The organism is Tsukamurella sp. II2bb, assembly GCF_057815145.1.
Genome location: NZ_JBYPZI010000006.1, coordinates 201,267 through 219,230 on the forward strand (window position 1 = coordinate 201,267; position 17,964 = coordinate 219,230).

Sequence of the window (17,964 nt, forward strand, 5' to 3'; positions counted from 1 at the left end):
GGGCAGTACCGTGGAGACATGAATGACCTGCCCTTCGGATTCTCCTCCGGCGACGACGGCGGTGACGACGGCAAAGGCCGACGGGACCAGCCCTTCGGCGCCGGTCAGCCCTTCGACATGTCGCAGCTCGGTGACATGCTCAGCCAGCTCGGCCAGATGATCTCCGGCATGGGCGCGGGCATGACCGCCCCCGGCGGCGGCACCGGCGAGCCCGTCAACTACGCGGTGGCGGCGCAGCTCGCCCGGCAGACCCTCGGCAAGCATCAGCCCGTCTCAGAGGCGCAGCGCAAGGCGGTCGAGGAGTCGATGCATCTCGCGCAGCTCTGGCTCGACGGTGCCACCGCGCTCCCGGCCGGCTCGCAGCGAACCGCGGCATGGAGCCCCGTCGACTGGCAGGAGAAGACCCTGCCCACATGGAAGCGCCTGGTGAACCCGGTCGCGGAGAAGATCTCCGGGTCGTGGTTGCAGAGCATGCCCGAGGAGGCGCGCGAGATGGCGGCGCCGATGATGGGCATGTTCACCCAACTGGGCTCGATGTCCTTCGGCACGCAGCTCGGCCAGGCCCTCGGCTCGCTCTCGAAGGAGGTGCTCACCAGCACCGACATCGGCCTGCCGCTGGGCCCGGACGACACGGCGGCGTTGCTGCCGGAGGCGATCGAGGCCTTCAGCAAGGACCTGGAGCAGAAGGACCAGGAGATCCTGGTCTTCCTCGCGGCGCGCGAGGCCGCGCACCAGCGGCTCTTCTCCCACGTGCCGTGGCTGCGGGCCCGCGTGCTCGACACCGTCGAGCAGTACGCGCGCGGCATCACCATCGACATGTCCGGCATCGAGGAGCTCTCCCGCAACCTGGACCCCACCGCGCTGCAGGATCCGGCGAAGCTCGAGGAACTGATGGCCGCGCAGGGCGCCGCGCTGCAGCCGAAGGCCACGCCGGAGCAGACCGCCGCCCTCGGGCGGCTGGAGACGCTGCTCGCGCTCATCGAGGGCTGGGTGGAGACGGTGGTGCACGCCGCGATCGCCGACCGCTTGCCGAGCGCCGCCGCGCTGCGCGAGACGATGCGCCGCCGCCGCGCGTCGGGCGGCCCCGCCGAGCAGACCTTCGCGACGCTCGTCGGCCTGGAGCTGCGCCCCCGCAAGGTGCGCGAGGCCGCGGACCTGTGGGAGCGGATCGTCACCGCCACCTCGCTCGAGCGACGCGACGAGCTCTGGGCGCACCCGGACCTGATCCCCGACGCCTCCGACCTGGACGCCCCGGCGGCCTTCATCGACCGGCTGCTCGGCGAGTCCTCGGCCACGGACGCCTCCGATCTGGACGACCCGATCGCCGCGATCGAACGGCAGATGCGCCGCGAGTCCGGCGAGGAGTAGTTTCCGCCGGAGCCCATCACGCCTGCTCAGGCCCGGTTCTCCCCTGTGGATAACCGGGCCTTTCGGCGTCGGCGGCCCGTGCGGGCGTGCTTGGCTGGCGGTATGCGGCATCGCCTGAACCCGTACCTGACCGTCGTGGTGCGTCCGCCCACGCTGGTGCAGTTGGGCGCGTCCGCCACCGGCGCGCCGGTGCTGCAGCCACCGTCGTGGCTCGCGCCGGACGCCGTCGCGGGCCTGCTCCGCTGGCTGCAGACCTACCGGACCCCGCGCGAGCTCGAGCGCCGGACCGCGGACCTCGGCATGACCGCCGGGGACGTCGCGGAGCTGCTCGACGCGCTCCGCGGTCACGGCCTGCTCGAGACCGAGCCCCCGCAGTCGCCCCTGCAGGTCCACCTGCACGGCCGCGGGCTCGTCGCCGACGCCGTGCTCGGCGAGCTCGCCGCGCTCGACGAGGTGCGGGTGAGCGCAGGGACGGCCCGGAGCTGGACGCCCGCCGGACGCGGCGTCGACCTCGTGGTGCTCTCCGACCTCCTCGCCCCCGACCCGGTGCTCGTCGCCCGGCTGATGCGCGCCCGGGTGCCGCACCTTCCCGTCGTGCTGCGCGACGGTGCCGGGGTGATCGGCCCGCTGGTGCTCCCGGGCGCGGGCCCGTGCCTGCGGTGCCTGGACCGGAATCGGTCCGACGCGGACCCCGGCTGGCCGTCGCTGGCGTGCCAGCTCTTCGGCCGTGCCGGCCGGGCGTCGCCACAGGTCCTGCACATGACGGCGGCGGTGGCGGCGCAACAGGTCGCGGCCGTGGCCGCGGGCCGATGGGACTCGACCTCCCCGCCCGACGTCCTCGGCTGTACTTTGGAGGTCGAGGGCAGCGCGATCGCCGTCCGACGATGGTTCATGCACCCCGGGTGCGGCTGCGGGGTCACCGCTCCCGCCGCGGCCGAGGCTGCTCGTTGACGTCAGGGGGCCAGGTGTCCGAGATCACCCGTGGCAGCGCCAAGCGCACCGCCAAGCTCGCGGGACTGCCGCTGGGCATGGCCGGCCGCACGGCGGTCGGCTGGGGAAAGCGTCTCGCGGGCGCCGACAAGGACGAGGTCAACGCGGATCTGCAGGCCAAGGCCGCGGAGCAGCTCTTCGAGGTCCTCGGGCAGCTCAAGGGCGGCGCGATGAAGCTCGGCCAGGCCATGAGCGTGATGGAGGCCGCGGTACCGCCGGAGTACGCGGCGCCCTACCGCGATGCACTCGCCAAGCTGCAGAACGAGGCGCCGCCGATGCCGGCGGCCACCGTGCACAAGGTCCTCGACCATCAGCTGGGGACGGGCTGGCGCGACCGGTTCAGTTCCTTCGACGACGACGCCGCCGCGTCCGCGTCGATCGGGCAGGTGCACCGGGGCGTCTGGTCGGACGGTCGCGAGGTCGCCGTCAAGGTCCAGTACCCGGGTGCCGACGAGGCCCTGCGCGCCGATCTCAAGGCCCTCGGCCGGCTCAGCTCGGTGCTCAAGCCGCTCACGCCGGGCGCCGACGTGAAATCGCTGGTCCAGGAGCTCACCGACCGCACCGAGGCGGAGCTCGACTACCGGTACGAGGCCACCAACCAGCGCAAGTTCGCCAAGGCCTTCGACGGTGACCCGAACGTCAAGGTGCCGAAGGTCTTCGCAAGCGCGCCGACGGTGATCATCAGCGAATGGGTCACCGGACGGCCCCTGCGCGACGTCATCAGCAGCGGCACGCAGGCCGAGCGGAACGACGCGGCGTCGAAACTCACCGAGTTCGAGGTGAGCGCCCCCGCCCGCACCGGACTCCTGCACGGCGATCCGCATCCCGGCAACTTCATGATCGCCCCCGACGGACGGCTCATCGCCCTCGACTTCGGCGCCGTCGCCGAGTACCCGGGCGGCATTCCCCCCGCGGTGGGCAAGATCCTGCGGCTCGCGCGCGACGAGGACTACGAGGCGCTCTTCCCGCTGCTCCGCAGCCAGGGCTTCATCCCGCCGCGCCTGGACATCACGCCCGACGAGATCCGCAGCTATCTCGCGCCCTACGTCGATCCGCTGCGCTCGGAGAGCTTCCACTTCACCCGCAAGTGGCTCATGAAGGCCGCCTACACCGCGACCGACGTGCGCGGCGAGCAGTTCCAGACCGGCCGGAAGCTGGCCCTGCCGCCCGAGTACGTGATGCTCTTCCGGGTGCTGCTCGGGATGGTCGGGATCTGCTCGCAGATGGAGGCGGAGGCGCCGTACCGCGCCATCGTCGAGCACTGGATCCCGTTGCTCGACGGCCAGGACTGATCACTCCCGGCGCAGGTGCCGGAGCAGGCGCAGCGCCGTGACCAGGTCCGCACCGTCGAGGTCCGCCGCGCGCCGCGCCGCCCACGCGGCGCGCGCCGGTTCGATCTCGCGCAGGGCCGACCGGCCGCGGTCGGTGAGCTCCACCAAGGGGGCCCGCCGGTCCGCTGCGTTCGGCGCACGAACGACGAGGCCGTCCCGCTCGAGCCGTTCGACGGTCTCGCGAACGCTCTGCCGGCGCAGGCCGCGACGGCGCGCCACGTCGGCGACGGTGGCGGCACCGTCGACCAGCAATCCCAGGACGCGCCACCCTGCGGCGGTGGTGCCGATGCCGGCGGCGAGCTCGTCGCCCTCCGCGAGCAGGACGGCGTTCAGGCGGAAGACCTCGTCGACGAGCTCGGTCAGCAGCTGCGCTCGGTCCATCCGTCCCCCTATTGACAGGTACCTGTCGATCATCGTAGCGTCGCGCCCATGACCGCGTCGATCTCCCGCCTCGTCGTCTCCGTCACCGCACTCGGGCCGGCCCTGGCCTTCTACGAGGACGTCGTCGGCCTGCGCCGCACCGGCACCGCCGGCGAGCTCGCCTGGCTGGCCACCGACGACGGCACCGAGGTCATGCTGCACGAACGACCCGCCACCCCGAGCGACACCGCTGTGGCGCTCGGCTTCCGCGTGCCGGATCTGGACGCGCTCGTCGCGACCTGGACCGGACGCGGCGGCGCCGTCGTGGACGCGCCCTCCGACCGGCCGTGGTGCGAGCGGATGGCCGTCGTGCGCGATCCGGACGGTCACCTCGTCTGCCTCTCGCAAGCGGCGCCGGCCCGCGCGTGACGCCCCGTCGGCGACGGGCACGCGCACCGCTCAGACGAAGGCGCTCTTGCCCGTGACCTCGCGTCCCACGAGGAGCGATTGGATCTCCGCGGTGCCCTCGTAGGTGACCAGCGCCTCCATGTCGCAGAGGTGGCGCATGACGTGGAAATCGAGGGTGATGCCGTTGCCGCCCAGCACATCGCGGGCCATCCGGCAGACGTGCCGGGCCTTGACGCTGCAGTAGTACTTGGCGAGCGCCGCCATGGTGTCGGTGACCGCGCCCTCGTCGAGCAGGCGGCCGAGGCGGATGCAGTAGAGCTGCATGGCGGTCACGTCGCCGAGCATCTCCACCAAGGTGCTCTGCACACTCTGGGTGGCGGCGATCGGCTTGCCGAACTGGATGCGGCGCTGCGCGTAGGTCAGCGCGATCTCGTAGGCGGCCACGGCGTGCCCCGTCGACGACCAGGCGACCGCGTTGCGAGTGCCCATGAGGACCTTGGAGACGTCGGGGAAGCCGTTGCAGTTGACGAGGCGACGGTCGTCGGGGACGCGCACGTCGTCGAGCACGATGTCGGCGTTCTGCACCATGCGCAGCGAGACCTTGCCGCCGATCTTGGTGGCGCTGTATCCGGGGTCGCCCTTCTCCACGACGAAGGCCTTGACCTTGCCGTCGCCGGTGTCGCGGGCGAAGACGACGATGACGTCGCACCACGTCGCGTTGCCGGGCCAGCGCTTGAGGCCGCTCAAGATCCAGTCGCTCCCGTCGCGCGTGGCCGTGGCCTCGAGCGCGACGGAATCGGAGCCGTGGTCGGGTTCGGTGAGCGCGAAGGCGCCGATCTTGTCGAGGTTCGCCATCGCCGGCAGCCACCGCTCGCGCTGCTCCTCGGAGCCGAGGATGTAGATCGACTGCATCGCCAGGCCCACGTGCACGCCGAGGAAAGTGGCGATGCTGCCGTCGATCCGGCCCAGCTCGTAAGAGACCAGGCCCTGCCCCACCGCGGTCATCGGCGTGATGCCGTACCCGGTCATGGTGTCGCCCACGATCTTCAGCTCGCGCAGCTTCGGCAACACCTCGAAGGGGAACTCGCCGCGCTCCCAGTAGTCGTTCACGATCGGCAGCAGTTCCTTGTCGCCGAACTTGCGGACTTTGACCAGCAGGGCCTTCTCCTCTTCGGAGAGCAGCGCTTCCATGTCCAGGTAGTCCGTGTCGCGGGAGCGGGCGATGCCCGCCGCCAGGGCCTCGGTGGTCTGGTCCGTCATCGGGCGTCCTTACTCTCAGTCGATTCGGCCTATCTCAACTGTGCGCCGCATCACAACAGGACCTCAATGTTCCGCGGACAACGCCGGAGCCGCTTTCGAGTCACCCCACACAACGCGCGACACACGCAGGTACGCGGCGATCATCCGGCCGACCCGGCGCCGCGCAGGCCCGGAAACGAGTGAGCCCCGATCCGCGCGAGGATCGGGGCTCACTGCGCTCAGGCCGCATTCTTGCGCGGCCGGCCGCGCGGACGCTTCCGCGCGATCACGACGCCCTGCTCGAAGATCTGGCCGCCCCAGACGCCCCACGGCTCGCCGCGCTCGAGGGCGGCGGCCAGGCAGGCGCGCTGGAGGGGGCAGGTCTCGCAGAGGGTCTTGGCGCGCTCGAGGTCCGACGGGGCCTCGGCGAACCAGAGGTCGGGATCGCCGGCGCGACAGGGCACGCGGCTCTCAATACTGAAACTGACGGAATCGATGCTCCGGACGACCGGTCGTTCGTCCATGATGGTCGGCACTTCTAATCACCATTCCACCTTCGGATCAGGTGGCCTCGGTAGCGGCGCCCGGTCAGGCGCACAGGATGTTCTGGGTGAGTGCGCGAACCGTGTGGCGGCCCTCGATCCCCGACGGTGCGAGGGGGACGAAGGACCGCGAATCCACGGGTTCCGCGCGGCGGCGGGTCCCGTGGTGAATGAGAGGAGGTGGGTCTGGGGACCTAACCTCGTCGCATGGAACACACGGGGCGCGATAGCGGTTCGTGATCGACGGCGGGCGTTGCCGGCTCCTGGCGCAGTCGCCACAGGCGGGGCGACATGCCGGGCTGGGCGTGGGAGGCCTCGATACGAACCGCTACTGCTGCGAACACTCCACCCTCTGCTGCGGTGAACTGCTTGCTGGCGGTGTTGATTGCGTTGTTCATGTCGTTTGCCTCCTTTCGCGCGCTGGTCAATCACGTTCCGGCGGGCGAGGCGGTACCTCGCGCGTCATCCCGTGCGGTCGTGTTCCACAGTATGCGTACGAAAGTATCCGCACAAGTTATTTTTGACCTGCGGTTATAGATCCCGTGAAGGGCCTCCGCCACGTCAGGAGAGGGATCGGATCGCCCCAGGCGTCTCCGTACGCCCTTCAGTTACGCCCTTACTCCCTCGCTGTGCCTCGGCGAGTTGTTCGACGGCGCTTCGAGACGAGCCCGGCAGCACGTGGGCATAGGTCGAAAGCGTGGTCGTAATGGACGAGTGGCCGAGGAGGTCAGCGACCGCGCGAACATGCACCCCGGCTTCGAGCCATGCAGTCGCCGCCGAGTGACGGAGGGTGTGGGGCGTGATCGAGTCGGGGTCGGCCACTCCCCCGTTCTGGGCCGCAGCGCGTACGACCGGCAAGAGGTTCTGAGCGGAGACGAAGTCGCCGAGGTGGTTGGTGAACACCATCTCTTCGTGTCCACACCATGCCGTGCCGGCCTTCAACCGTTCCTCGAGCTGGCGCTTCCTCAGCGCCCGCAGTTCGCGCACCATCTCGTCGGTGATCGGGATACGACGCCGCGAGCGCTTCGTCTTGGGCGCGGACAGCACGTGCTCCCCGTTGACCCGAGTGAGCGTGTGGCGAATGTCGATCTCCCTCTTGTCGAGGTCCACGTCCGACCACTTCAGCCCTGCTGCCTCACCGCGCCTCAGACCGCTCTGTGCGAGCAGCAGGACGGCGACGTAGTAACGACTCGTGCGAGCGCCCTCTAGGACCCGACGGACATCCTCGGGCGTGAGTACGCGTGCCTCTTCACGGTCGATACGAGGGCGCGATACCGATGCAGCCGGGTTCTTGGCGATCAGCCCGTCACGCACTGCCCCATCGAGCGCGGCGCGCAGCACCACGTACATCGACCGGAGAGTCGAGTCCGCGTACCCCTCGCGCCCTGGTGTGGGATCAGTGGTAAGTAGACCGCGGGCTACTGAAAGGCCGGGTGGCGTCTCCGACAATGCGACCATGACGACCGGGTCGCACATGCACTGCAAGCACCCACCCACAGGCGCAGCGCGTGCCCGATGCCGGCGAGGGCTCCCACCGCGCGCACCCAAGCCGCGACCAGCGCGAATGTCGTCAGTCAGCGAGGCAGCACGTAAGGCGTACGCCGCGCAGTACGAGGACCTCGAATCTGACCATGACCTCCCCGCGCTCATCGAGGCGCTGATGCTCGCCAACGAGCGTGTGGCAGAGCGTCAGGCGATGCGTGAGTACGACGCGCTCGAAGACATCGCGTAAGAGAGGCCTCAGCGTGTCCGTGAGCGCCCAACGCACGCTCGCCGGAGGTCGTACGCATACGTAGCGATACACTGCGCCGCAGGGCATCTCAGCGATAGCGGACGTGTCGTACCTGTATGGCATGATCCACTTCACAGTCGAGCTGCATCTGTGGAGGGGAACTAATAGTGGCGTTGAGCACGAAGGATCGAATCAATCTCATCCTCGCGATTGTCAATGAGATCGAGAACCCAGATCTAAACTGGGATCGCAAGGCGCTCATTCTCAACAGCTATGGGGTCGAGGGGTTCGATCTCTATGACAACAACGGGCCCTCATTTACCGAGATACTCGGGCAGGCGACGAACGAGCAGCTAGCTGATCTCGCTGAGCATTTCGAACTGGAGGTTCCCAAGTCGCAGGTTCCTGTGGCAACCGCAGTTACAGTCAAGGGGAATGACCCCCTCTTCATCTTTGCGTCCCATCTGACCAAACATCGCAAGCTCGTGGGTAATGTTGGCAAGGAACTCGAAATGTTCGGGATCGAGTTGTTTGTTGCTCACGACTCGATCGAGGATGACGCCGAGTGGCGAGAGGAGATCGAGACCGGTCTCCGCAAGTGCCATGCCGGAGTAGTATTCCTGCATGAGGGATTCAAGGATAGCGCGTGGTGCGACCAAGAAGTGGGTTGGATGATGGGACGAGGCATCCCGGTCCTGCCACTCAATTTCGGTGCGACGCCCTACGGCTTTCTTGGCAAGCTGCAAGCAAACCCGATGCGCACGGATGAACCTACCAAAATCTGCGACAAGATCCTCACCAGGCTGAAGAAGGCTCCCGAGCTTGCAGGGCCAATGGCGTCGTCCTTGATCTTAGGCATGCGTGAGTCTCAGCACTTTCACGAGACCGATGAGATTTGGGGGCACCTACGAGAACTGTCCCTCGATGCAGACCAATGCTCACGGCTGCTGGAAGCGACTAAGCAGAACGGTCAGGTCAGTCGCGCAAACGTGAGAATAAGCGGAGACGAGGACTGGGACAAGCCTTACCCACGTGTGATCATCGACTTCCTTCGGCGGCAGCCCGCGAGCAAGGTGGTCGCGTCAGACATCGACGCGTACGAGGCATACCTCAACCAGGTCTGAGTTCGTCCGTGGGGGAGCGTGTGCGCGTCGATGCGTAGTTGCTCGGTCACGCACCGTAAGGACGTCACGGGGACGCTGAGGGCCGGTCCTCTCAACTGCTCGATACTCCACTGAGCCCGCCCCGTTGGTGCGGGACGGGCACAGCGTCAGTATCGGGCGGTCAGGCTTCGTCGAGGTCCTCAGCGATTGCGTCGATGTCGTCGGACAGTTCCTCGTCCTCGGTCACCTCGACCTGGGGTGTGGACACGGGCTTCTTGGCGCGAGGCTTGCGAGCAGGCGCGGGCTTCTCGGCTTCGTCGGAGGCCTTGGCCGCCAGTTCGGCCTTGTACGTCTCGTACTTCTTGGACAGCGAGGTCACGTCGCGCTGGGTGAACGCGTAGCGAGCGCGACCCTCGGTCGAGCGGTTGTCGTACCCGATTGCACGCAGGAACTTGCGCAGGGACTTGGCGTCGGTGCCCAGGGTCTTGGCGACCTCGATGGTGGTGAAGTTCGACATGATGGTTGGTCCTTTCGGTCGTGGTCGTGAGCGTTGCTCACGGTTGAACGTGAGGACCATAAGAGACCGGGGCCGGCTGTCCAAAGTCGTAGGCCAAAGAGCGACGTCAGCGATGGTGCGTGAGCGCGTCCACGCGGATGCCTGAGCGCGACGATGGGCGCCTGACTGCGTGATGCGCGCACATCGACGTGCACGCGCACACGTGAGGCGCACGGGATGAACTGGGAACCGATCGCTACCTGATCCGGTCGCGCTGCTGTCTCACCGACTCGACGGCCTCGTACGAGATCTGACGAACCATAAAAGGAACCGGGTTGCTCAACGCGATCTCGTCTGGATCGAGGGTGGCGGCGGTCGCATCGGTCGGGGCGCCGTCGAGAGAAATCGGCGAACTGGTAAGCAGCCGCCTGCCGTCAGGCTCCACTGAAAATGTCCAACCCATCGAGTTGAGGCGCGCAATCCGGTTGTACGCCTCATGAATTTGTGGATCGACGTGCGCTCCCCCCTCCTTATTGCTCAGCGCAAGTACGAAATCCTTACGAGAGAACGTCGCGTGGGACGCATCCTTGGCCACAGGCTCCGTCCACCATTCGTCTAACAGGATGCGAGACCCACGCGGTAGGCGAAGCGTCTTCGTGCGGATGCTGGTCGGTGCGCCACCGTCCAACCTGGGTTTAAATAGGGCTTCGTTGTTCTCGAGATTCATTCCCATTACAACAAGACCCCACTGCGGCATCAGATTATCTGGATCAGGAATCCCGCATGTGTCTACCCAGGTGAGCGCGCGTTCGAAGCCTAATTGGTGGATAAGCGCATGGGACGCCCTCGTGTTGTGGAATAGCACACGCAGAGTTACCGCCAGCCGTTTCGCTTCGCTCAGGTGGCCCTCGTCGAAAGACGCGTTTGATCGCTCCAGGAACTCGATCTGCTCGTCGAAAAGTTCGAGCAAGTCCTCACGGGTGCGCTGCTGGGCCACCGCGTAAGCCTATCCACCGAGGTGATGGGGCGGGTCAAATCCGCACACGCAAGCACGAGCCTAGGTGCACCGGCAAGGCTGGGGCGATGGAGTCGCGCATCGCGACCTCTCGGCATAGAGCAGGAAACCCACACGGGCGCAACGCTGTACGCCCTCAGATACGCCCTTTCGCGCACATCCGGTCACATTCGCCTGGGTAGCGATCACGCTCCCGACGTGCACGACCGAACATCACCGGCCATCATGCGCATAACCTGCGCTTTTACAGTCCTCAGGCGTGCTCGGCGACGAGCGCGAGCACCTCGTCACCGTACTTGTCGATCTTGGTCGAGCCGATGCCGTTGATCCGCACCAGCTGTGCCCGGGTGCGGGGCAGGTGCTCGGCGATCGCGAACAGGGTGGCGTTGGAGAAGATGGTGTACGGCGGCACCTGCTGATCCCGGGCCTGGCCGGTGCGCCAGATCTTGAGCGCCTCCACCAGCGCATCGTTGAGGTCCGAGGGGCAGTCCTCGCAGCGCGAACGCAGCTTCTCCTCGCGGGTGTCGAGAATGCGGCCGCACACGCGACAGATGTCGGAGGAGCGGCGTTTGCCCTTGCTCGGACCCGAGTCGGGGCGCGACGCGCCGGCATCCGCCTGGCCCGCGACCACGTCGAGGAAGCGGGTGCGCTTGCGCGTCCGGCGACCGCCCTCGTTACGGGCCAGCGCCCAGGACAGGTGCAGGTACTCGCGGGCACGGGTCACGCCCACGTAGAGCAGCCGGCGCTCCTCCTCGATCGGCTCGGGATCCCCCTTGGCGATGGCCTGCGAGATCGGCACCGAGCCCTCGGTGAGGCCGACGAGGAAGACCGCGTCCCATTCCAGGCCCTTCGCGGCGTGCAGCGACGAGAGGGTCACGCCCTGCATCGTGGGCGGGTGCTTGGCCTCCGCGCGGGCGCGCAGCTCGCCGATCAGCTCGGCGAGCGTGAGTCCCGCGCGTTCGGCGGAGAGGTTCTTCGTCAGGTCCACGAGCGCGTCGAGGGCCTGCCACCGCTCGAGGGCACGGGCACCGTCGGGCTGCTGCTCGGTCAGCCCGAGCGGTTCCAGCGCACCCCTGACCAGGGACAGCAGCTCGTCGCCGGAGACGCCGCCGAACTGGCCCGCGCGCTCCATCAGGGCGCGCAGCGCCTGGCCGATCTCGGGGCGCTCGAAGAACGCGCTGCCGCCGCGCACCTGGTACGGGACGCCCGCCTCGGTGAGCGCGGCTTCGTGCACCGCCGACTGGGCGTTGATCCGGTACAGGATCGCGATCTCGCTGGCGGGGACGCCCCTCGCGAGGAGCTCGCGGATGCGTTTGGCGACGAGCTTCGCCTCGGCCGGTTCGTCGTCGACCTCCGCGTAGACCGGGGCCGGCCCGTCCGGGCGCTGGCCGACGAGTTCGAGGCGGGTGCCGGCGACGCGGCCCTGCGCGGCGCCGATCACCTTGTTGGCGAGCGCCACCACCTGCGGCGTGGACCGGTAGTCGCGCTGCAGCCGGACGATCGTGGCGTCCTCGAACCGGCGGGTGAAGTCGAGCAGGTAGTTCGGGGTGGCGCCGGTGAAGGAGTAGATCGTCTGGTTCGCATCGCCCACCACCGTGAGGTCGTCGCGATCGCCCAGCCAGGCATTGAGGAGCTGCTGCTGCAGGGGCGTGACGTCCTGGTACTCGTCGACGACGAAGCTGCGGTAGCGGTCGCGGAACTCCTCCGCTACCACGTGGTTGTCCTCGAGGATCGCGGCCGTGACCAGGATCAGGTCGTCGAAGTCGAGCAGGCGGTTGCCCTCGGCGTCGGTCTTTCGCCGCTCGTAGGCCGCGTAGACGTCGGCGACGGTGCCCGGCGCCATCGGGGCGGTGCGCCCCGCTTCCTCGACCGCCTTCGCGTAGGTCTCCGGGGTGACCAGGGAGGCCTTCGCCCAATCGATCTCGCTGAGCAGATCGCGGATCGTGTCGGTCTCGGGCCGTAGGTCGCAGTCGCGGGCGGCGCGGCCGATGACGGGGAACTTGTTGTCCAGCAGCTCCCACCGGGTATCGCCGATGGCGCGGGGCCAGAAGTACCGCAGCTGCCGCATCGCCGCCGCGTGGAAGGTGACGGCCTGCACCCCCGGCTGCCCGTCACCCCCGCCGATGCCGAGCCCGCGCAGCCGCGCCCGCATCTCCCCCGCGGCACGGGAGGTGAACGTGACGGCGAGAACCTGACCTGCGGCGACATGGCCCGTGGACACCTGGTGTGCGATGCGGTGCGTGATGGTGCGGGTCTTGCCGGTGCCCGCGCCCGCCAGCACACACACCGGTCCGCGCGGCGCGAGAACCGCCTCCTGCTGCTCCGGGTCCAGTGCTTCGATCACGCCGTCGAGTATTCCAGCCGGGGCTGACAGGTCGGATCGCCGCACGTCGTGCCCGCCACCCGAGGGGGGGACACAGCCCCTGCCCCACGCCCCGATCCGTCGCTAGCGTGGCACCGCCACCGCTCGCTCGAACCGCCTCGGAAGGACCTCCATGCGTCGCTCGCTCACCGCCGGTACCACCGTTCTGGCCGCGCTCGCCCTCCTCGCGGGCTGCGGCTCCGCAACGGGCGGCAAGCCGGCCAGGGACGAGGTCCGCCCCGGTCTCGTCACCGTACTGATGGACAATCCCGCCAAGCCCGATCGCGCGACCGCCGAGCGGATCGCCGACTGCATGCTGGACAAGGTCTACGACTCGGCGCACGTCAAGACCCTGCAGGCCTGGGCGAAGGGCGAGCAGGACAAGGACGAGGTCTCGGACAACGTCGTCGTCATGGAGGCCTCCATGGAGTGCAGCAAGACGGTCGCCAAGCGCTGACGGCGGCACGGTGCGGCACACTCGACGGCGTGCAGGAGATCGGCGGTCCACAGCGGATATGGCTCACGTCGCGGACGACCGGTGACCGCGAGTGCCGCGGCGAGCTGGTGATCGACGACCTCCGGTCCATCGTCACGCACACGCTGGCACACGAGGGCCCCAACGGACCGAACGGTGCGGTCACGCAGTACATCCTCGCCGCCGCGGAGCGGCACCTGCACGACGGCCTGCGCAGCGCGCTCGGTTCCACCTCGGCCGGCGAGGAGACCTCGCTGCTCTCCCGGCTGCTCCCGCTCGAGAGCTTCGGCCCCGACGTCCTGGACATCAGCCGCAACAACCTGCGCCGCCGCTGGGCCACCGCCTCCGATTGGCTCGACGATGTCGTCGCCTACGCACTGCGCCCGGGCCGAGCCGACGAGCACGCGCGCGCCGCCGTCGCCGCCGCGACCGGCATGGTCGGGCGTCCCCTGGGGGACCTGATCTCGGCGGTCACCGCCGGCGAGGTCGCCGCTGAACGCGATCCGGCCCGATTCGGCCTGGCCGAGATGATCCGGACGATGTGGCCCGATCACCCGGCTGTGCGGAATTCGCGGACCACCCTCGACGAGTACGCCGTGCAGTGGTGGGTTCCCGTGTACACGCACATCCTCGACGTCTACGGCCTCACACTGATCGACGGCCTGAAGATCGAGGACTTCGCCCGCCCCCTCCTCGCACTCGTCGAGCACGAGGCACGGGCGCAGTCCCCCGGCCACGCCGCCCGTGCCATCGTCGTCCTGATCAGCGGTGCGGTCGTCGACGCCCGCACCGGAGCGCGGCTCACCCCCGGGGAGATCGCCGCTCGGGTGCCTCCGGACGCCCCCTGCGGGCGGGCCGGCGAAGGAGTCCGAACGCCTCGCGGCTGAGTCACCGCATGAGCGGCAACCGCGCGGAGCGGTGCGGGGCCGCCCGACGGGACGGCCCCGACCGGTCTCCTGAGGAGCGCTCAGGCCGCACTCTCCACCGGGAGGCCGTTCTCGACCCAGTCCTGGATACCGTCCTCGTACTTGCGAACGTTCGTGTAGCCGCGGGCGATCAGCAGCTCGGCGACCTGACCGCTGTTGGGGCACTGCGGATTCGAGCAGTACGTCACGATGTTCGCGTTCGTGTCCGGCAGCAGCCGGGACGCCTGTTCCGCGACGTCGGCGGCGACGAGAGCGATCGCCCCCGGGAGGTGCTGCTTCTCGTAGTATCCGCCGCCGAGCGCATCGACGACGGTGACCGTGCCGGCTTCGATCTCCTGGCGAAGGTCGTCGCGACTGATGAGGTTGACCATGATTCCTACTTTCCGAAGAAGTGACTGAAGCGCGTCCCACCGTACACCTGGTTGCGTGCGCACGCACCTATCTGCAGCCGTAGACTCCTCCAGGTGAGAAAACGCACGAAGGTCGCGGCCGACGCATGGGGCGCGGTGCTACAGGTGAACGCCCGGCTCGTCCCGATCCTCGACCGGTCTCTGCGCTTGGAAGCAGGGCTCCCCCTGTCCTGGTACGACGTGCTCCTCGAGCTGTCAGCGGCACCGGACTCCCGACTGCGCATGACCGAACTCGCCGAACGGGTGGTGCTGAGCCGGACCCGAGTCAGCCGCGTCGTGGACGAGATGGTCGCGGCGGGACTCGTCGAACGCCGGTCCGATGAGCAGGACCGTCGATCGGCGTTCGCGACGATCACCCCCGCGGGACTGGCGACGTTCCGCCGCGCCGCGCCGATCTACATGCGACACATCGAGGCCGAATTCGGCGACACGGTGACGGACGCCGAACTCGGCGCGCTCGTCGACATCCTCGGGAAGGTCTCCCGCCGCTGACCACGCGGGAAGATCCGACGAGGCCGCGTGGTTGAGTAGCGATATGAGCCAGCTGACGATGTACACCACCACGTGGTGCGGATACTGCAACCGCCTCAAGACGGGTCTCAAGGCCAACGGGATCGAGTGGACCGAGATCAACATCGAGGAGGATCCCGCGGCCGCCGAGTTCGTGGAGGGCGTCAACGGCGGCAACCAGACGGTGCCGACCGTCAAGTACGCCGATGGCTCCACCGCGACCAACCCGTCGCTCGCGGACGTCAAGCGCAAGCTCGGCGTCTGACCTTCCACACCGCACCGAAATCCGGTCATCCGGCCCCTGATCGGCAAACCGCATGACCGGATTTTCGGTGCGCTCGCTCAAGCGGCGACCAGCCCGGCGCGGCGCTCCCCCACACGCGCGACGTACATCTTCGTGAACAGCGCCGGGGCGACGAACGCGGCGATCTGGACGGCGATGCGGACCGCCATCGGCTCCCCCGTCGCCACGCAGGTGGCGCCCACGATCGCCGCCACCGCGAAGGACGCCGCCCAGACCGCGGTGATCACCATGTTGACGTGCAGGAACATCGGATGCCGGGCCGTCTCCGCGTCGACGGACCGGCGCGCGATCGCCAGCGTGAACGGGCGTCGCGTCGCGAAACCGGTGCCGGCGATCACTGCGAGCCACGCCGAGGAGAGGGCACCGTCGTAGGCCTCGAGGGGTGAGTGCGGCGCCCCGAAGGCGAGCACCGCGAGGGCGGCGAAGTAGACGGCGCCGCCGAGTTCGAGCGCGCCGGCCCGGCGATCGACGCCGATCAGGACGAGGGCGGCGGCCAGGGCGCCCACCGCGCCCCACTGCCAACCGACGGTGGACGACGCGATCGCCAGGACGATCCAGGGGAGGAAACCTCGTAAGTAGCTCATGGAGAAGACGCTATGAGCTGCGCCGACGGTGTACCTCGGCCCACGGGTGGAGATCCGGGTGGAGACTCACATCCCGTCGACTACCCCGCCGCCCAGGCCTCGACGATCGAGCGGGCGATGGAGATGGAGTTCGGCAACAGCAGGGGCGCGTCGGGTGCGTCGGTGCTCCAGTCGCCGGCGGCCAGCGCGGCGCGGACCTGCGTCCGGCTGAACCACTGCGCCTCGGCGATCTCGCCGTCCCGGAAGTCGAGAACCGCGTCGCGCGAGGCGCGCGCGGTGAAGCCCAGCATGAGCGAGCGCGGGAAGGGCCAGGGCTGGCTGGCGACGTAGGTGATCTCGTCGACCTCGATCCCCGCCTCCTCGCGCAGTTCGCGCGCGACGCACTGCTCCAGCGACTCCCCTGGCTCCACGAACCCGGCGAACAGCGAGAACAGTCGCGGCGGCCACTGGTGCTGGCGACCGAGCAGGATGTGATCGCCCCCGTCGTGGACCAGGGTGATCATCGCCGCGTCGGTGCGGGGGAACTCCTCGCGACCGTCAGCGGTGGTGCGCACCCAGCCGGCGCGGCCCGGCACCGTCGGAGCGCCATCGCCCGGCGCGAACGCCGCCGCGGCGTGCCAGTTGAGGATGCCGAGTGCCTGCGCCAGGAGCGCCGAATCGACCGGGGAGAGCAGCTGTCCGCGCATCCGCAGGTCGGCACCGTCGAACTGCTCGACGCGCAGGGCGAAGACGAGCGTTCCGTCGACCCGTCCGAGCAGCACGGCCCCCTCCGGCCGCGTGGCCGCGACCTCGTGCCCGCGGGCGAAGACGAGGTCGGTGCCGTCCAGATCGAACCGGCCGCGGGGGTCGATACGCAGTACTTTCGCGGTCGCCCACGCCGCGTCGAGGGCGGCGTCGTCGCCGCGCAGCTCGTCGGCGCGGTCGACGTGGTAGCGGGAGAGGAGCGGGGGCACGGTCAGACTGAGCTTCGCCACGTTCGACATCGTAGGCTGACCGCATGATCGAGCCGTTCGTGGACGCCGCATGGGTGCGCGCCAACCCCGGGGTGATCCTCGCCGACACCCGCTGCTACCTCGACGGTCGCTCCACCCGCGCGGCCTACGACGCCGGACACCTTCCGGGCGCCGTCTACATCGACCTCGACGGTTTCCTCGCCGCGCCCGCCTCGCCCGCGGAGGGGCGGCACCCGCTGCCGACCCCGGAGGCCTTCGCCGCCGGGCTCTCCGCCGCCGGCATCGGCGACGGCGCGACGGTCGTCGCCTACGACGATGCCGGTGGGGTCATGGCGGCCCGGCTCGTCTGGCTGCTGCGGGCGCTCGGCGAATCGGCGGCGCTGCTCGACGGTCCGCTCGGCCCGCTCGACGACACCGGCACCGTCGAGCCCGTGCCCGCGCGGTTCACGCCCCGGCCGTGGCCCGCGGACCGCCTGGCCTCCATCGACGAGGCCGCCGCCGGCCCGGTCCCCGTCATCGATGCGCGCCCCGCGGACCGGTTCCGCGGCGAGAACGAGACCGTCGACCCGCGCCCGGGGCACATCCCGGGTGCGGTCAGCGTTCCGTGCCGCGAGAACGTCTCCGACGGTGCGCTCCTCCCCCGCGAGCAGCTCCGAGCCCGGTTCGCCGGCGCGGGCCTGCGGCCCGGCGAGGACTTCATCGCCTACTGCGGGTCGGGCGTCACCGCCTGCCACGACCTGCTCACCGCCGAACACGCCGGCTTCCCCGGCGGCCGCCTCTATCCCGGCTCATGGTCCCAGTACGCCGCGATCGACCGACCCGCCGCAACGGGGCCGTGACGCGCCCTGGAACCGCC

Annotated in this window: 21 protein-coding genes; 11 read left to right on the forward strand and 10 right to left on the reverse strand. The window is 69.1% G+C overall.

Translation table 11 applies throughout. The features are described from left to right. The first annotated feature begins 18 nt into the window (after window positions 1-18). From AC21LY_RS15255 to AC21LY_RS15265, 3 genes are all read left to right on the forward strand, one after another. Window positions 19-1,368: a zinc-dependent metalloprotease gene (locus tag AC21LY_RS15255; RefSeq protein WP_489047358.1), complete on the forward strand. Its 1,350-nt coding sequence runs from the start codon at window positions 19-21 to the stop codon at window positions 1,366-1,368. 102 nt (window positions 1,369-1,470) lie between these two features. Next, complete coding sequence (locus AC21LY_RS15260; protein WP_489047359.1) at window positions 1,471-2,319, forward strand: hypothetical protein; 849 nt, start codon at window positions 1,471-1,473, stop codon at window positions 2,317-2,319. 14 nt (window positions 2,320-2,333) lie between these two features. Beyond that, window positions 2,334-3,650 (forward strand): ABC1 kinase family protein, encoded by a 1,317-nt coding sequence (locus tag AC21LY_RS15265; RefSeq protein ID WP_489047360.1) that lies wholly within the window; start codon window positions 2,334-2,336, stop codon window positions 3,648-3,650. Here AC21LY_RS15265 and AC21LY_RS15270 read toward each other — a convergent pair whose 3' ends face one another. Then, window positions 3,651-4,070 (reverse strand): MarR family winged helix-turn-helix transcriptional regulator, encoded by a 420-nt coding sequence (locus AC21LY_RS15270; RefSeq protein WP_489047361.1) that lies wholly within the window; start codon window positions 4,068-4,070, stop codon window positions 3,651-3,653. Window positions 4,071-4,118: 48 nt separating this feature from the next. Here AC21LY_RS15270 and AC21LY_RS15275 point away from each other — a divergent pair, with 48 nt between their 5' ends. Then, window positions 4,119-4,478, forward strand: coding sequence for a VOC family protein (locus AC21LY_RS15275; protein ID WP_489047362.1), 360 nt, complete (start codon window positions 4,119-4,121; stop codon window positions 4,476-4,478). Between the two features lie 30 nt (window positions 4,479-4,508). On the opposite strand, the gene AC21LY_RS15280 is transcribed toward AC21LY_RS15275, so the two are convergent. The 3 genes from AC21LY_RS15280 to AC21LY_RS15290 form a co-directional block, all read right to left on the reverse strand. Continuing rightward, entirely contained in the window at window positions 4,509-5,717 is a 1,209-nt protein-coding gene (locus AC21LY_RS15280) for an acyl-CoA dehydrogenase family protein (protein ID WP_489047363.1), read from the reverse strand. A 218-nt stretch (window positions 5,718-5,935) separates the two neighbouring features. Next, entirely contained in the window at window positions 5,936-6,220 is a 285-nt protein-coding gene (locus AC21LY_RS15285; protein WP_489047364.1) for a WhiB family transcriptional regulator, read from the reverse strand. Between the two features lie 579 nt (window positions 6,221-6,799). Next, window positions 6,800-7,588 carry a tyrosine-type recombinase/integrase gene (locus AC21LY_RS15290; RefSeq protein WP_489047365.1) on the reverse strand — a complete coding sequence of 263 codons (789 nt, stop codon included), beginning with the start codon at window positions 7,586-7,588 and terminating at the stop codon, window positions 6,800-6,802. A gap of 214 nt (window positions 7,589-7,802) precedes the next feature. Between AC21LY_RS15290 and AC21LY_RS15295 the strand changes: the two genes are divergently transcribed. Continuing rightward, window positions 7,803-7,970, forward strand: coding sequence for a hypothetical protein (locus AC21LY_RS15295; protein WP_489047366.1), 168 nt, complete (start codon window positions 7,803-7,805; stop codon window positions 7,968-7,970). Window positions 7,971-8,137: 167 nt separating this feature from the next. Further along, window positions 8,138-9,094 (forward strand): toll/interleukin-1 receptor domain-containing protein, encoded by a 957-nt coding sequence (locus tag AC21LY_RS15300; RefSeq protein ID WP_489047367.1) that lies wholly within the window; start codon window positions 8,138-8,140, stop codon window positions 9,092-9,094. A 160-nt stretch (window positions 9,095-9,254) separates the two neighbouring features. On the opposite strand, the gene AC21LY_RS15305 is transcribed toward AC21LY_RS15300, so the two are convergent. From AC21LY_RS15305 to AC21LY_RS15315, 3 genes are all read right to left on the reverse strand, one after another. After that, window positions 9,255-9,590 (reverse strand): hypothetical protein, encoded by a 336-nt coding sequence (locus AC21LY_RS15305; RefSeq protein ID WP_489047368.1) that lies wholly within the window; start codon window positions 9,588-9,590, stop codon window positions 9,255-9,257. A 235-nt stretch (window positions 9,591-9,825) separates the two neighbouring features. Beyond that, complete coding sequence (locus tag AC21LY_RS15310) at window positions 9,826-10,566, reverse strand: hypothetical protein (protein ID WP_489047369.1); 741 nt, start codon at window positions 10,564-10,566, stop codon at window positions 9,826-9,828. Between the two features lie 271 nt (window positions 10,567-10,837). Then, entirely contained in the window at window positions 10,838-12,928 is a 2,091-nt protein-coding gene (locus AC21LY_RS15315; protein ID WP_489047370.1) for an ATP-dependent DNA helicase UvrD2, read from the reverse strand. Between the two features lie 151 nt (window positions 12,929-13,079). Between AC21LY_RS15315 and AC21LY_RS15320 the strand changes: the two genes are divergently transcribed. Both AC21LY_RS15320 and AC21LY_RS15325 read left to right on the forward strand, forming a co-directional pair. Next, complete coding sequence (locus AC21LY_RS15320) at window positions 13,080-13,403, forward strand: hypothetical protein (protein WP_489047371.1); 324 nt, start codon at window positions 13,080-13,082, stop codon at window positions 13,401-13,403. Between the two features lie 29 nt (window positions 13,404-13,432). Beyond that, entirely contained in the window at window positions 13,433-14,308 is an 876-nt protein-coding gene (locus AC21LY_RS15325; RefSeq protein ID WP_489047372.1) for a hypothetical protein, read from the forward strand. 80 nt (window positions 14,309-14,388) lie between these two features. On the opposite strand, the gene AC21LY_RS15330 is transcribed toward AC21LY_RS15325, so the two are convergent. Further along, complete coding sequence (locus AC21LY_RS15330; RefSeq protein ID WP_489047373.1) at window positions 14,389-14,718, reverse strand: rhodanese-like domain-containing protein; 330 nt, start codon at window positions 14,716-14,718, stop codon at window positions 14,389-14,391. Between the two features lie 93 nt (window positions 14,719-14,811). Here AC21LY_RS15330 and AC21LY_RS15335 point away from each other — a divergent pair, with 93 nt between their 5' ends. Both AC21LY_RS15335 and AC21LY_RS15340 read left to right on the forward strand, forming a co-directional pair. After that, window positions 14,812-15,249: a MarR family winged helix-turn-helix transcriptional regulator gene (locus tag AC21LY_RS15335; RefSeq protein WP_489047374.1), complete on the forward strand. Its 438-nt coding sequence runs from the start codon at window positions 14,812-14,814 to the stop codon at window positions 15,247-15,249. A gap of 43 nt (window positions 15,250-15,292) precedes the next feature. After that, the gene (locus AC21LY_RS15340; RefSeq protein WP_489047375.1) at window positions 15,293-15,532 is read left to right on the forward strand and encodes a mycoredoxin; all 240 of its coding nucleotides are present in this window, start codon (window positions 15,293-15,295) and stop codon (window positions 15,530-15,532) included. Between the two features lie 77 nt (window positions 15,533-15,609). Here the strand turns inward: AC21LY_RS15340 and AC21LY_RS15345 are convergent, their stop codons facing one another. Both AC21LY_RS15345 and nudC read right to left on the reverse strand, forming a co-directional pair. Next, a complete protein-coding gene (locus tag AC21LY_RS15345; protein ID WP_489047376.1) occupies window positions 15,610-16,155 on the reverse strand; it encodes a hypothetical protein in 546 nt (181 codons plus the stop codon). An 80-nt stretch (window positions 16,156-16,235) separates the two neighbouring features. Next, window positions 16,236-17,138, reverse strand: a complete 903-nt coding sequence (gene nudC, locus AC21LY_RS15350; protein ID WP_489047377.1) for an NAD(+) diphosphatase — start codon at window positions 17,136-17,138, stop codon at window positions 16,236-16,238. Window positions 17,139-17,152: 14 nt separating this feature from the next. Between nudC and AC21LY_RS15355 the strand changes: the two genes are divergently transcribed. Next, window positions 17,153-17,947 (forward strand): sulfurtransferase, encoded by a 795-nt coding sequence (locus AC21LY_RS15355; protein WP_489047378.1) that lies wholly within the window; start codon window positions 17,153-17,155, stop codon window positions 17,945-17,947. Window positions 17,948-17,964: the final 17 nt, after the last annotated feature.

Bases quoted from the DNA above. Each gene is read 5' to 3' on its own strand.
- AC21LY_RS15260 (WP_489047359.1), top strand. From the start codon at position 1,471: ATGCGGCATCGCCTGAACCCGTACCTGACCGTCGTGGTGCGTCCGCCC.
- AC21LY_RS15340 (WP_489047375.1), top strand. From the start codon at position 15,293: ATGAGCCAGCTGACGATGTACACCACCACGTGGTGCGGATACTGCAAC.
- AC21LY_RS15295 (WP_489047366.1), top strand. From the start codon at position 7,803: ATGTCGTCAGTCAGCGAGGCAGCACGTAAGGCGTACGCCGCGCAGTAC.
- AC21LY_RS15305 (WP_489047368.1), bottom strand. From the start codon at position 9,590: ATGTCGAACTTCACCACCATCGAGGTCGCCAAGACCCTGGGCACCGAC.
- AC21LY_RS15355 (WP_489047378.1), top strand. From the start codon at position 17,153: ATGATCGAGCCGTTCGTGGACGCCGCATGGGTGCGCGCCAACCCCGGG.
- AC21LY_RS15270 (WP_489047361.1), bottom strand. From the start codon at position 4,070: ATGGACCGAGCGCAGCTGCTGACCGAGCTCGTCGACGAGGTCTTCCGC.
- AC21LY_RS15290 (WP_489047365.1), bottom strand. From the start codon at position 7,588: ATGTACGTGGTGCTGCGCGCCGCGCTCGATGGGGCAGTGCGTGACGGG.
- AC21LY_RS15285 (WP_489047364.1), bottom strand. From the start codon at position 6,220: ATGGACGAACGACCGGTCGTCCGGAGCATCGATTCCGTCAGTTTCAGT.
- AC21LY_RS15345 (WP_489047376.1), bottom strand. From the start codon at position 16,155: ATGAGCTACTTACGAGGTTTCCTCCCCTGGATCGTCCTGGCGATCGCG.
- AC21LY_RS15275 (WP_489047362.1), top strand. From the start codon at position 4,119: ATGACCGCGTCGATCTCCCGCCTCGTCGTCTCCGTCACCGCACTCGGG.
- nudC (WP_489047377.1), bottom strand. From the start codon at position 17,138: ATGTCGAACGTGGCGAAGCTCAGTCTGACCGTGCCCCCGCTCCTCTCC.
- AC21LY_RS15320 (WP_489047371.1), top strand. From the start codon at position 13,080: ATGCGTCGCTCGCTCACCGCCGGTACCACCGTTCTGGCCGCGCTCGCC.
- AC21LY_RS15255 (WP_489047358.1), top strand. From the start codon at position 19: ATGAATGACCTGCCCTTCGGATTCTCCTCCGGCGACGACGGCGGTGAC.
- AC21LY_RS15280 (WP_489047363.1), bottom strand. From the start codon at position 5,717: ATGACGGACCAGACCACCGAGGCCCTGGCGGCGGGCATCGCCCGCTCC.
- AC21LY_RS15330 (WP_489047373.1), bottom strand. From the start codon at position 14,718: ATGGTCAACCTCATCAGTCGCGACGACCTTCGCCAGGAGATCGAAGCC.